The organism is Actinoalloteichus hymeniacidonis (assembly GCF_014203365.1).
GTDB lineage: Bacteria > Actinomycetota > Actinomycetes > Mycobacteriales > Pseudonocardiaceae > Actinoalloteichus_A > Actinoalloteichus_A hymeniacidonis.
In genome coordinates this window covers 474,256-487,600 of the sequence record NZ_JACHIS010000001.1, presented here as the reverse complement: position 1 = coordinate 487,600, position 13,345 = coordinate 474,256, and the positions used below count along the sequence as shown (strand labels likewise).

General features: G+C 66.5%; 11 protein-coding genes. 7 read left to right on the top strand and 4 right to left on the bottom strand.

The annotated features are described in order from the left end of the window. Positions 1 to 106: 106 nt before the first annotated feature. Positions 107 to 1,726, bottom strand: a complete 1,620-nt coding sequence (gene eccB / locus BKA25_RS02260) for a type VII secretion protein EccB (RefSeq protein WP_069852530.1) — start codon at positions 1,724 to 1,726, stop codon at positions 107 to 109. Positions 1,727 to 1,927: 201 nt separating this feature from the next. Here eccB and eccE point away from each other — a divergent pair, with 201 nt between their 5' ends. Both eccE and BKA25_RS02250 read left to right on the top strand, forming a co-directional pair. Then, positions 1,928 to 3,259, top strand: a complete 1,332-nt coding sequence (eccE, locus tag BKA25_RS02255; RefSeq protein ID WP_084643431.1) for a type VII secretion protein EccE — start codon at positions 1,928 to 1,930, stop codon at positions 3,257 to 3,259. After that, complete coding sequence (locus tag BKA25_RS02250) at positions 3,256 to 3,984, top strand: hypothetical protein (protein ID WP_069852532.1); 729 nt, start codon at positions 3,256 to 3,258, stop codon at positions 3,982 to 3,984. Before eccE ends, BKA25_RS02250 begins: the two co-directional genes overlap by 4 nt. A gap of 15 nt (positions 3,985 to 3,999) precedes the next feature. On the opposite strand, the gene BKA25_RS02245 is transcribed toward BKA25_RS02250, so the two are convergent. Both BKA25_RS02245 and BKA25_RS02240 read right to left on the bottom strand, forming a co-directional pair. Beyond that, positions 4,000 to 4,470, bottom strand: coding sequence for a TIGR03668 family PPOX class F420-dependent oxidoreductase (locus BKA25_RS02245; RefSeq protein ID WP_311734446.1), 471 nt, complete (start codon positions 4,468 to 4,470; stop codon positions 4,000 to 4,002). Between the two features lie 130 nt (positions 4,471 to 4,600). Next, positions 4,601 to 4,879 (bottom strand): hypothetical protein, encoded by a 279-nt coding sequence (locus tag BKA25_RS02240; protein WP_069852534.1) that lies wholly within the window; start codon positions 4,877 to 4,879, stop codon positions 4,601 to 4,603. Positions 4,880 to 5,544: 665 nt separating this feature from the next. On the opposite strand from BKA25_RS02240, the gene BKA25_RS02235 reads away from it, so the two are divergent. Then, positions 5,545 to 6,213, top strand: a complete 669-nt coding sequence (locus tag BKA25_RS02235; protein WP_084643432.1) for a vitamin K epoxide reductase family protein — start codon at positions 5,545 to 5,547, stop codon at positions 6,211 to 6,213. A gap of 63 nt (positions 6,214 to 6,276) precedes the next feature. On the opposite strand, the gene BKA25_RS02230 is transcribed toward BKA25_RS02235, so the two are convergent. After that, on the bottom strand, positions 6,277 to 7,176 hold the full coding sequence (locus BKA25_RS02230; protein ID WP_069852536.1) for a VOC family protein: 900 nt from the start codon (positions 7,174 to 7,176) through the stop codon (positions 6,277 to 6,279). A 312-nt stretch (positions 7,177 to 7,488) separates the two neighbouring features. Between BKA25_RS02230 and BKA25_RS02225 the strand changes: the two genes are divergently transcribed. From BKA25_RS02225 to BKA25_RS02210, 4 genes are all read left to right on the top strand, one after another. Next, on the top strand, positions 7,489 to 9,297 hold the full coding sequence (locus tag BKA25_RS02225; RefSeq protein ID WP_069852539.1) for an AMP-dependent synthetase/ligase: 1,809 nt from the start codon (positions 7,489 to 7,491) through the stop codon (positions 9,295 to 9,297). Positions 9,298 to 9,378: 81 nt separating this feature from the next. Then, complete coding sequence (locus BKA25_RS02220; RefSeq protein ID WP_069852541.1) at positions 9,379 to 10,182, top strand: SAM-dependent methyltransferase; 804 nt, start codon at positions 9,379 to 9,381, stop codon at positions 10,180 to 10,182. A gap of 280 nt (positions 10,183 to 10,462) precedes the next feature. Then, on the top strand, positions 10,463 to 12,640 hold the full coding sequence (locus BKA25_RS02215; RefSeq protein WP_084643433.1) for a putative bifunctional diguanylate cyclase/phosphodiesterase: 2,178 nt from the start codon (positions 10,463 to 10,465) through the stop codon (positions 12,638 to 12,640). 41 nt (positions 12,641 to 12,681) lie between these two features. Next, positions 12,682 to 13,146: a PPOX class F420-dependent oxidoreductase gene (locus BKA25_RS02210; RefSeq protein WP_069852543.1), complete on the top strand. Its 465-nt coding sequence runs from the start codon at positions 12,682 to 12,684 to the stop codon at positions 13,144 to 13,146. Positions 13,147 to 13,345 lie beyond the last annotated feature (199 nt).

Sequence of the window (13,345 nt, the reverse complement as noted above, 5' to 3'; positions counted from 1 at the left end):
ACCGACTCCGGTTCCCGTGCCTGCGACAAGCTCCGAAAAACACAGCTGGGCACCGATCCGATGATCGGTGCCCAGCTGTTGGTGATCTCCTCAGACCACGGTCGGTCTAGAAGCCCAGGAAGCCCGAATCGTCTTCCGGCTCGTCGTGCTGCGCATCCTCCGGATCCAGCTGCAACCGGTTGCCGCCCTGGTCATCGAAGGGCACCGCGTCGTAGACCCGGCTGACATCGTCCTGATCGAGCCGGGGGCCACTGGGCAGCAGCCCCAGGATGGACTCCGGCGCGGCGTCCACGCCCCCGCTGTCACTGGCGAGTCCCAGACCGATCACATGCTCCATATCCGGGATGCCGTAGTAGACCCCTCGGTCGGAGACGAAGTGCAGGGGACCGGAGTCGAATCCCTCCTCACTCGCAGCCGCCCGCACCACGGCGGCGTTGCCCGGCGGCATGAAGAAGTGGTCGACGTGCTCGGCGCTGGTCAGCGTCACCGCCCGCATCTCGACGTCGCTGTCCTCATCGGACTTCGGCAGCACCACCTCGCTGCCCAGTCGCATGTCGATCGTGGCGCCATCCGATCCGTTCCACGTGAAGCAGGACATCTCGGACTCGCTGAACGACACCGGAGTCGGCAGCAGACCCGGGAGGTCGGAGACATCGAGCAGGTTCTCCGTCTGCGTGATCTGGCTGAGCTGGTCGGACTGGATGCCCGGTGCGGCGACCGTCAGGTCCTGATCGAAACGAATCAGGTCGGCGACGCCTTCCGGGATCTCCTGGTATCCGTCCTGCAGCAGCACGTAGTAGGCACGGTCACCTGCGGCCCGCTCGGAGAAGGCCACGGTCCCGACCTGTGCGTCGGAGCCGTCGCTGAGCTGAACGGGCTCATCCAGCGGCTGGCCCACGTTGGGGATCTCCGGAGCGCCGAATGCCGCGACCTCGGGAATGGCGTTCAGGAATCCGAGGCTGACCGCTCGCGGAGTCGGTCCGGAGTCCAATACCGCAGCGGCAACGGTGTCGTCATCGAGGTCGATGGGCGCACGGACGATGTTGCGGGAACCACCGTCGGTGCCGGAGGGTCGGTAGACGAGGTACTTCTGTTCCTCCTGCTCCTCGGCGTAGACGAGCAGGGCCTGCTCCTCGTCCATCTTCTCGCCGGGTAGGTCGTCGACACCCGCCAGCACGGTCGTCTCCGGGCGCGCGGCCTCCTCGGCATTGGGCAGGCTGGTGTCCAGCTCCACAACGTCGCAGAGCGCCCAGCTGGGCGAGATTCGACGGTCCGCATCCGGCATGTAGTCCGGTGCGCCGATCAAACCGGTGAGCTGGCCTCGGGGAATATCGGCGAGCACGTCATCACCGATGACGTCCATCTTGCCCACCGTGTCCGCATTGACCCCGAGCTGCATCTGCAGCAGCCGCGCCGATGCCATGTTCGTCATCGGGATGAGTTGCATCCCGTCGTTGTCCACGGCCATGTAGACACCGCCGGATGGCTCGGACACCACGACCGCGCCCGGATTCGGTGGCTGGGCCCGCGGCGAGATGATTCCGAAGATCAGGAAGCCGAGGAGCGCGACCACCGACAGTGCGACCCCCGCCATGACCGAGCGCTGATGAGTGCGCATCGGATCGTGCAACATCACCGCGTCCTTGCGCACCAGCGCCGACTGCATTCGTCGCAAAACGAAGCGATAAGCCTGGACCTGGGACTTGGTGGTAGGTGTTGATGGCATTTCGAACCTACAGCTCTCTAGTCCACGGTACGGTTCGGAACAATAGCGGGCGTCGACTCGGCTTGAACCCGGATTGCGGGAAGCCGTGCCTGGAGCCGCTGGCACACTGTGGGCTCGTCTAGTTTCACCGCGCCCTGCGATGAAGATCGAACCACCACACCACCCACGCCGTCACGCGTCAGCGAGGGGAAGACCGAACACATGTCCGTGACCACACCGCCACGCCCCGGAGCACCGCGCCCGGCTCCGCCAGGACCAGGGCCAGGACAAGGACCCGCGCCCAGCACCCCCGCAGCCCGACCGATCGGCAAGGCCCGTAAGCGTGCCGTGGGCCCCAGCCTCGGCGCCTTCCCGGTAGCCAATCTGGTGGTGCTCGAAGTCGGCCTGGCCATCGGCCTTCTCATCATGGCGATCGAGATCACCCTCTGGCCGGTGTCGGCCGGAGTCCTGGTGATCGCCATGGCGATCGCCTTCACCCGGTGGCGAGGTCGCTGGGTGGTGGAGTGGACCGGGTTGACGTTGCGATACCTCGCGCGCTCCCACACCCGGGTCGCGGTTCCGCCGCCGGATGCGGATAACGGCGTTCCCGCGCCGGAGGAGAAGACCGTCACCGGACCCGAGGATGCCAGGGTCGCGCTGCTTCGGCTGGTGCTGCCGGATCTGGTGGTGGCCCATGCCAAGGATCACGAGCGCAGGCCGCTCGGGTTGGCCTGGCACGACGGCGCCTGGACCGCGGTGCTGATGGTCGAGCCAGCGCCCGCGCTGGTCACCCACGTCGGTGCGGCGCCGAACCTGCCGTTCGGTGCGTTGGCCCCCTGTCTCGAGGACCGTGGCGTGGTGCTGGACTCGATCCAGGTGATCTGGCATTGCTACCCGGGTAGCGCCTCGCTGCCCGCGTCCTCGCCCGCGTTGAACTCCTACCTCGAGGTGCTCGGTCCGTTGCCCGCCGCGGCACGGCGCAGCACGCTGGTCGCGGTGCGGTTGGACCCGCGCCGCTGTCAGAACGCGGTCAGCGAACGTGGCGGCGGCGTCGTCGGCGCGCACCGGGCCCTCATCGGCGCCCTGTCCCGGGTTCGCAACGCGATGGAGGGTCAGGGCGTGCCGACCAGGCCCCTGGACGTCGACGAGTTGTTGCGGGCGGGCATCTCGACCGCGAATCTGCAGTCGGTGGCCGGTGCACAGGTCAAGGTCGGTCTGCGTGAGCGGTGGGCGGGCGTGACCGCCGGTGGTGTCGGACATGCCAGCTACGCGGTGACGGCGTGGCCGAGCCGCGCGGCACACAACCTCAATGCGCTGACCGGTGTCCGCGCCCTGTCCTCGACGGTGACGATGTCGATCTCGCCGACCGTCGACGAGGGCCAGGTCAGCCTTCGCGGGCTGGTCCGAGTCAGCGCCCGCACCCCGAGCGAACTCGCGGCGGCACACACCCGGCTCAATCAGCTCAGCGGAAAGCTCGGCGTCACGCTGACGCCGTTGCGCGGCCTGCAGATTCCGGGCCTGGCCGCCACGCTGCCGTTGGGAGGCACGGTATGAGCAGCAGTCGTATCGCCTACAGCCAGCGCAGTGACGGGGGCGTGGCACCGGAGTTCCTGGTGTCGCCGAACCTGTTGGACGCGGTCAGCCCGTCCGGCGACCGGGGCGGCATGGTCCTGGGCTCCGGCATGAAGGGCGAGCCGCTGACCATCTCGGTGCTGCGTTCGGCACCGACCAGGGTCGTGATGGTGGGCGGGCTGTATCTGGCCCGACAGGTGGCGCTGCGGGCGATGGCGACCGGCGCGTCGGTGGTCATCGCCACCGGTCGACCCGCAGCCTGGCAGATGCTGGTGCGAGCAGCCGGTCAGCTGCCCGACGGACGTCCGGTGCCGCAGGTCCAGATCCGCAGGCTCAGCCCGGTCGAGTTGCCGAGGCCCACGGAGGACTCGCCGCTGTTGGTGGTGCACGACGAGGGCCACCTGCCGCACGATCTCTTCCCGCCTCGATCCCCGTGGCAGACCACCCTGTATGTGCTGCCCTACCTGCATCCGAATGCGACGTCCACGGCGAACTCCGCCGATCTGGTGTTGCTGCAGCGGATGCCGGTCGGTCAGGCGCAGCTGGCCGCCAGGGTGTGGCGGTTGCCACCGCCGATGATGCAGCAGCTCACGACGTTGAAGGACGACGGTGTCGTGGCCTTGGGGCACAACCTGTGGCGCCCATTACGGCTGATCACCACGAAGAAGGAACAGGAGATCCTCGGCCCGGTACGCCGAGGGGACTAGCACGACGAGAGCTCCTCAGGAGGCCGTCCAGCCCGCCCAGTGGTCCACATCGATCCTGATCACGGGCCCGGCTGGCGGCTCCTGCCGGTATTGCGGGTATTTCGCGGCGAGCGCTTGTAGCGGCATCGCCATCACGGTGGGTTCGGCCTCGATCCGGGCCGTGCCATCGACTCGGACCCACCACAGCGCCGCCCAGTCCGGTTCGTAGTGGTCTACCAGTAGCGACACGGCCGGATGGCGACGAATATTGCGCAGCCTGGCGAGCTGTCGGGACGATTTCGGTTTCTGATCCACCACCAGGTAGACCGATTCGCCGAGCATCGCGAAGGTGACCGGGACCAGGTGCGGGCTGCCTGCGGCGTCGATGGTGCCGAGCGTGGCCACCATGCCGGTCTCGAATCTGCGTCGACAGTGGACCCGGTCAAGACGCATGGGCCGCCACCAGCGGTCGGCCGGATGTCGGCCGGAGTAGGTTCTGGTCTCCACACCTGCAGGGGACGGACATCGGCGTGCGGTGCACGGCGAGCCGGTCGCACACGGTGATCATCGATACAGCGTGGCATAGGTCGCCCGACCGATGCCGATCGTCGGGCGACCTATGCCACGAGCTGATGAATCAGCGGCTTGCGGGACGCATCGCCATCGGCATGCGCACCGGCATGCCGAGCCTGCGGCGGTAGACGAAGAACCCGAACGGAATGCCGAGCGCCGCACAGGCGAGCAGCGGCAGGATCTCGACGACGAAGCCGAAGGAAAGTGCGATGACACCAATCGCCATGATCGTCGTCTTCGGCCCCATGGAGCTGAGTACGACGCCCGCAATTCCACTGAAAATCAAAATAAGTGCCACGATGAACAAAAAGGGGACAACCTGGGTCGAGATGAAGCTCCCCACCGTGAAACAACTCCCTGAAACGTCAGAACTCCCCGGGGACCCGATCACCTTAGCCGCCGACCCCGGCCAAGGCCAACCACCGAATTCGACGTACCGACCTGCGAGATAGAGCCGGGAACAGCTGAAAAGCGCAGGTGGAGGTGGAATTCGAGCCCGGCGGATCGACCGTGACTCGCGTCACAATTTCTCAGCCACCCCGGCCGCAGTCACGCCTGACGGCCGCCCGAGCTGCTGGCTACCCGCGAGTAATTGAAGGTCGCAAGGATGTTTCGAGACCCGCTTCGCTTGGCCTACCCGGTCGACCGTGGCGCGGTTTCCCGCCACCAATTAGGAGAAATTCATCCCGGTGGCAGGCTCCGGTTTTTCCCCAGTCTTACTCGTTTTCGCCACTGTCCGTTCACCTTTTCCTTGCCCGGGCCCGGCAATCGATACCGACAGTAGGCATGGGCGGTTGCACGTCGGGCACCGACACCACCGCCGGGCAGTACCACGGGACATCGGCGGCTCCGGCCACCATTGTGGCGCGATAGTCCCGACCCGCCCACGCCGCGACGCCGACATCCAACGGAAAATCGTCGCCCAACGAGTCCATTCGACTACCCACAGCGAGATTTTCCGGGTCCGGCGACGACCCGGTCTCGGTTGCAGGGCTAGGATCGGGGCCGATGACTCACCAGCTTGCGGACGACGGCGATCTGGACACGGCCGAACCCGCCGCAGAAGACAGCGCCGCCCCCACCGAGCCCGAGACGGCTCGCGAGCAGGGCGTCCTCGGCTTGGCCTGGCTACTCACGATCGGCGGGACCCTCGGCTTCGTCGCCGCCTTCGTGTTGCTGCTGGAACGCATCCAGCTGCTGATCGACCCGATGTACATCCCGACCTGCAGCATCAACTCGGTGCTGAGCTGCGGATCGGTGATGACCACCCCGCAGGCGGCAGCGTTCGGCTTCCCCAATCCCATCATCGGGGTGGCGGCCTTCCCCGTGGTGATGGCCGTCGGCGCCGCGCTGCTGGCGGGCGCCAGGTTCAAGCGCTGGTTCTGGCTAGGCCTGCAGGCGGGCACCTTGTTCGGTGTGGTGTTCATCCACTGGTTGATCTTCGCCAGTCTCTTCGACATCCGGGCGCTCTGCCCGTACTGCATGGTCGTCTGGGCCGTCACGTTGCCGATCTTCTGGTACACCACGGTCGCCAACATCCGCACCGGCAGGCTGCCCCTCGGCGGGTTCGGGCGAATGCTCGTCGAATACCGACACGTCGTCATGACGGCATGGGCGTTGGCCATCGTGGCGTTGGTGCTCCAGGCGTTCTGGAGCTTCTGGCTCAGCCTGTTCTAGCGGCTCTCGCCGCAGCCGGAGCAGGCCGGTTCGGCCCACCCATCGGTCGCGGACCGCGCGGATTCAGTCGTCGTACGGGTCGTAGATCGCGGCCGTCTCATGCTGGGTCGCATCGCTGGGATCGATCAGACCGAACCGTGCACCTGCGTCATCGCGCAGCACGGCGATCCGACCATAGGTGGAATCGAAGGGGTCCACGCGCACCTCGGCGCCCAGGGCCCGCGCCTGCGCCACGGTCTCGTCGACGCCGACGGCCGGATCCACGCCGAAGTACACCAGCCAATGCGGTTCGGTCTGCGGCGCGAACTCGTCCTTGAGCATCCGCACCCTGGCCAGGACCGAGTCCCCGCCCACGTACCAGACCACCAGGTCGTCTCGTCGGCCGAACTGCCGTGTCTCGTATTCGAAGAGGCCCTCGTAGAAGTGATCCGCGTAACGCACCCGGTTGGTGATGAGCTCCGCCCAGATCAGCGAGCCGGGCCTGCCCACCTCGAACTGCCAGCCATGGCCTGCCTGTAAGAAGGCGATCTCGGCCAGTCCGGAGTCACGCACCACCAGTCGTTCGCCCAGCGAACCCAACTGCTCGCGGCGGCGCACGACCTGCGCGCCGAGCCGCGCTGCGGCGGTGGCCGTCTCGTCGAGTCGGTGAGCGGCCAGATGCAGCACCCAGCAGGATGCGGCGCCGGGTCGGGTGGAGATACCGCCGACGGGGATCCCATCCCGCATAGCGAGCAGGTAATCGCCGGTGGCATCCACCGGGCCGTCATCCGATGCCTGGGGAGTCTCGCCCGACGCACCCGCATCCGGCGTCACCACATCGGCCCGCTGGTACTGCCAGCCGAAGAGCTGCTGGTAGAAGTCCAATGCCGCCGTCGGATCGGTGGAGACGAGATCCACCCAACATGGCAGCCCGTTGGGCAGGCTGGCGTACAGCAGCGTTCCACCGGACTTCGACATCGGCATGCGACCACTCCCGCAGTTGATCTGAGGTCCCACATTATGTCGTGCTGGGGCGCGGGGTGGGAGGTCCGTCACAAGGTATTCGGATCCGATTCAGCAGGGACCCGGCAGCGGCCACGGTGTGCGCAGCCAAGGCAACGGTCAGGCATCCATGCAGCACTGAGGCGGTTGGGCTCTTGCCCATGCCCCGAGTTCTCGACACGATACGGACTCATCACGTTCACTCGATGAGAACCGGCATCGGGTACGGGAGGGCAAGATGGCCCGCACGCGGTCCACCGGCCGTGCCTCATCCGTCGTCTAGAAGGAGCCGTCGTGACCGAGCTCAGCGTCCCCCCCTTGGCAACGGCGCCTGCGGAGGGCGGCCTGGCCGACATCATCTACCTCAACGCCACCGAGGCTCCCAACAAGGTCGTGTTCAACCGCAAGACCGGCGATGTCTGGTCGGATGTGACCACCACCATGTTCCGTGACGAGGTCACGGCGGTGGCGAAGGGTCTGGTGGCCGCGGGCATCAAGCAGGGCGACCGGGTGGCGTTGCTGGCCAGGACCCGCTACGAGTGGACGCTGCTGGACTTCGCGATCTGGACGGCTGGCGCGATCACCGTGCCGGTGTACGCCACCTCGTCCAAGGAACAGATCCGATGGATCCTGTCCGACTCGGGCGCGGTCGCCGCGGTGGTGGAGAACCAGGCGAACGCCGACGACGTCGAGGTGGCCCGGAGCGAGCTGTCCGATCTGACCACGGTGTGGCAGATCGAGGACGGCGCGGTGGACGCGATGATCGAGGCGGGCAAGGACGTTCCCGATGAGGAGCTGACGAAGCGGCGCAAGGCGGTCAAGATCGATGACCCGGCGACGATCATCTACACCTCCGGGACCACCGGCCGCCCCAAGGGATGCATCCTCACCCACGCGAACTTCTTCGCCGAGGTCGACAACGCGATCGCCAAACTGCCGCAGCTCTTCACCCATCAGTCCGCGGAGCTGCCCGAGCCGGTCACCCTGCTGTTCCTGCCGGTCGCCCACGTCTTCGGCCGCATGGTCCAGGTGGCCGTGGCCCGCGCGAGAGTGCGTACGGCACACACCCCGGACATCGTCGATCTCACCACGGACCTGCAGGCCATCAAGCCCACCTTCATCCTCTCGGTGCCGCACGTCTTCGAGAAGGTCTTCAACCGTGCCCAGCGCAAGGCCAAGTCGGAGGGCAAGGGCGCGATCTTCGATCTAGCGGCCAAGACCGCGATCGCCTACAGCAAGGCGTTGGATGCCGGCAGACCGAGCCTGCTGCTCAAGGGAAAGCACCTGCTGTTCGACAAGCTGGTGTTCAGCAAGCTCCGCACGGTGCTGGGCGGCAAGGTCCGCTACGCCATCTCCGGCGGGGCGCCGCTCGGCGAGCGGCTCAGCCACTTCTACCGGGGCATCGGCCTGCACATCTTCGAGGGCTACGGCCTCACCGAGACGACGGCGGCCGCGGTCTTCAACACGCCGGACAAGATCAAGCTGGGCACGGTCGGACAGCCGATGCCGGGGACGTCGCTGCGGATCGCTGCCGACGGCGAGCTGCTACTCAAGGGCGGTGTGATCTTCCGGGAGTACTGGAACAACCCGACCGCCTCCGCCGAGGCCTTCACCGACGGCTGGTTCGCCACGGGCGACCTCGGCGAACTGGACTCCGACGGCTATCTGCGCATCACCGGCCGCAAGAAGGAGATCCTGGTGACCGCAGGCGGCAAGAACGTCGCCCCGGCGGGCATCGAGGACGTGATCAGAGGCCACGCTCTGGTAAGCCAGGCGTTGGTGGTCGGCGACGCCAAGCCGTTCATCGCCGCCTTGATCACCATCGACCTCGAGTCGTTCCCGCAGTGGAAGTCGGAGCACGACAAGCCCGCCGATGCCACCGTCGCCGATCTGGCGGAGGACCCCGATCTGATCGCCGCCGTGCAGGAGGCGGTCGATGCGGGCAACGAGATGGTCTCCCGGGCGGAATCAGTCCGAAAGTTCCGCATTCTCACTTCGGATTTCACCATCGAGGACGGACATGTCACGCCGTCGCTGAAGTTGCGGCGAGCTGCGATCACGACCGATTTCGCGGCGGAAATCGCCGAGCTATACCGGAAGTGATGGAGACCACAGGGCCACGTTGGTCGTCGAGTGGGAGATCGGTAATCTCCCACTCGACGACAGCACGGCGCGAGGTGGTTGATGGCCCGGCAGACGAGGGCTCCGTTTTCGGCGATGTTGGAGATGCCCAACGCGGCCCGGGTATACGACTTCTATCTGGGCGGCAACCGTAACTTCGCGGCCGACCGGGAGTTCGCTCGGCATGCGATGCAGGTCATGCCGCAGATTCGAGATCTTTGCATCTACAATCGGTTGTTGGGTCGCAGCCTCGTGCAGCACTTCGCGTCGCAGGGAATCCGCCAGTTTCTCGACATCGGTTCCGGTATTCCGACGGTGGGCAACACACATGAGGTCGCGCAACGACACGCCGCCGACTGTCGAATCGTCTACATCGACAACGAACCACTCACCGTCGGACAAGGCAGGCTGCTGCTGAAGGGAAACTCGAACGCGGCGATCGCCGAGGCCGACGTTCGCGATCCCGACAGCGTGCTGACCGCAGCGCAGGCAGGCGGCATGCTCGACCTCGATCAACCGGTCGCGTTGCTGATGACGGCGTTGCTACATGTCATCCCGGATTCGGATTCCCCGCATCGTTTCGTGTCTCGATATCACGAGGCACTGGCTCCCGGCAGTCTGTTCGCCTACACCCATCTGACCGCCGATCATCGACCCGACCAGATGGGTCAGTTCGCGCGGCTCTATCACGACACCCCTACTCCGGTGGTGATCAGGACGAGAACAGAGATCGAGGCGTTGCTGGGTGGTTTCACTCCCTTGGGCGGCGCGTCCGACGGGATGTCGTGGGTTCGCGAACAGAACGAGATCCTCGGACTGGAGCATGTCGCGCAGTTGGGTTATCTCGTCGTCGGCGAGAAAACGTGAGCGGCCGCCCAAAAATCGGTACAGTTTCAACCAAACGTACCGACCGTGACGTCCCGGTCGCGTAACGCGGTGATATTGCTGTAAGAATCAACTGGCAGACCGAGGAACGCGCACTGCGAGGCATACAGTGACCCAGCAGCTGAATTGGTTACCTCATGGACTCGAGCGAGCGCCCCAAGGCGGCGACAGCAACGGCGCACCGGAAGAAGCCTGCGCCACCGAACGCCGCTCGGGCGTCGCGCGATCAACGGTCGGCACCACTGTGAACGGAGTCCCGTCGGTGACCGACGAGCTGCGTACCTCTCTTGTCCACGAGACCCGGTCGATCAATCGCGGCAACACCGCCCTGGCGGAATTCGCGCATGACTGGGCGAGGGCGGTGTTCCTCACCAGCTATGTGGCGATGACCCGGCAGGACACCGAGGACCTGCTTCTTCGATTCGCCTACCGCCTGGAGGCGGCGCTACACAGCGAGCCGTTCACGCCGGAGGAGGGCAGGCGGATCGGGGCGGCGCTGATCGATGCGCATTTCACCGATGCGACCACCCTGGAGAACACCCTCCTGGTGTTGGGCACCCGTCTGCGGCCCAGGTTGACCCCGCCCGCGCATCTGGGCGAACGCGACTTCTCCCACCGCCTGACCGCGTTGACCGCTGCGTTGGCCGCCGGTTATGCCGCCGCCCTACAGGATCACGTCCTGCGGGAGCAGGAGGATCTGAAGATCTCGATGATGCAGGAACGGCAACGTTCCGATGCGCTGCTGCGGGCCAGCGAGGCGAGGTTTCGAACCACCGTCGAGGGTTGTGCCGCAGGCTTCGCCATGCTGGACGTCCAGGGTCGGGTGCAGTCGGCGAACTCCGCGCTGGAGCAGCTTTTCGACACGCCCGCCGATGAGTTGATCGGCCGTGATCTCCACACCTTGATCCATCCGGAGGACCTGCCCGCCGAGAGCGAGCATCTGGCCTCGCTCGGGGAGGGACTCTGCGAGCAGTTCCGCTCCGCACCGCGTTTCCTGGTCGGCGGCGAGGAACCGGTCTGGACCCGGGTCACCGGTTCGCTCATCCGCGACGAGGACGACGAACCCGGTCACCTGGTGTTGGTCATCGAGGACTGCACCCAGTCCTACCTGAACCAGGAGATGATCCGCAGGCGACTCATGATCGATCCGCTGACCGGCCTGGCGAATCGGTCGGTGTTGGTCTCGAAGCTGGAGAGCATGCTGGCCACGCTTCGCCCTGGCGGTCGCCTCGCACTGTGCTATCTGGGCCTGGACGGTTTCCGGTTGATCAACGACGGGCTCGGATACGACGTCGGCGACGAGGTGCTCCGGCTGGTCGGCAGGCGGCTGTCCTCGGCGTTGACCACGGAGGACGAGCTGGTCGCCAGGATCAGTGCCGACGAGTTCGTGGTGTTGATCCCGGACACCCATGGCGCCGCGGACGTGGTGGCCAGGGTGGAGGGTTTCCTGGCCGATCTCGGCGAGCCGATGCAGATCGGCGTGCACGAGGTCTCGGTGTCGGCGAGCGCGGGAGTCGTGGAGAAGGTCGTCGCCGAGGTCGACCCCTTGGAACTGATCCGGGCGGGCGATCTGACGCTGCGGGCGGCCAAGGAGGAGGGCAAGGCCCAGTGGGCGCTGTACGACCCAGAACGCGATGCGGCCGGGCATCGGCGCTCGCAACTGGCGGCCACGATGCCCGTTGCGCTGCGCTGTAATGAGTTCTACCTCGACTTCCAGCCGGTGGTACGGCTGGCCGATCGCAAGCTCACCGGGGTACGGGCGGTCGCCCGTTGGGATCACGCCGAACTCGGGCTGCTCTCGCAGGAGGACTTCATCGAGCTGGCCACCGACGCGGGCCAGGTCGTGACCTACGGTCGCTGGTTGCTCAGCAGTGCGTGCGCGCAGGCCCAACGGTGGCGGAACACCTCGGGTTGCACGCCTGCGGTCAGCGTCTCGCTGGTGGAACGACAGGTGCGCGATCAGGATCTGGTGCGCGATGTGCGGGCCGTTCTCGAGGAGACCGGGCTGCCTGCGGAGTACCTCCGGCTGGAGGTGCCCGCCAATGCCGCGTTCACTCCGAACGGGGATCCCTTGGACACCTGGTCGATTCTGGCGCAGCTCGGCGTCCGGATCGCCGTCGGCGAACTCTCGTCGATCGGTCGAATGCTGTCCCGGCTGCGCTTGTTGCCGGTGGAGTCGGTGCTGGTCTCGGGCCTGCCCGCGCAGCTGCCGAGCGCGGAGGCCGATGCGGTGGACCAGGTTGCGCTCCGAAATATGATCACCCTGTTCCGAACGCTGGGTCCCTCTGTTGTGGCCAGCGACATCGACGATGCGGCGCAGGCCCGTCGGTTGTTGGCGATGGGCTGCGAACTGGGATACGGGAACTTCTTCGCGCCACCGTCCGATCCGGTGGACATCGAGGATCTGCTCCTCGCGGGCTGGGTGCTGCCACAGACCTGAGCGAGCACGATGAGGGCCGCGCGGTGGCTAGGCTGGCGACCATGCCACGTCGAATCGCCACCAACACCACCGTTGAGCTGCCGGAACTCCTTACCTTCCTGCGCTCCAGGAAGCAGGGGTTGATCATCACGAGTCGGGCGGACGGACGTCCGCAGGCGTCGCCGGTCACCTACGGCGTCGACGAGTCCGGCCGCATCGTCGTCTCGACCTACCCGCAGCGGGCGAAGGTGGCGAACCTTCGACGCAACCCCGCCGTGAGTCTCGTCGCGTTGTCGCAGAACTTCGACGACGCGTGGGTGCAGGTCGACGGCGAAGCCGAGGTATTGGATATTCCGGACTCGGTGGAACCGCTGGTCGACTACTTCCGTGCGGTCGCAGGGGAACACCCGGACTGGGCGGAGTACCGACAGGCCATGGTCGCCCAGGGCAAGTCCCTGGTGCGGATCATCCCGCAGCGCTGGGGTCCCATCGCCACCGGTGGTTTCCCGCCCGAGCTGGCGGACTGACACCGCCTCGATCGCACGCCGGGTGGGCAGGCCGCCGAGGTGGCCCGCCTGTTCGACATCTCCGTTCCCTGCGGCCGCAGCAAGACCGCTGCGACCCGCCCCAGGAGCTCGTCTCTCACACTGCGCGAATCCCCTCGGCCAGCAATGATCGGTCGACGGCGTCGGCGGCCGGGGCAACCCCGGCCGAGTCCGGTTCGTC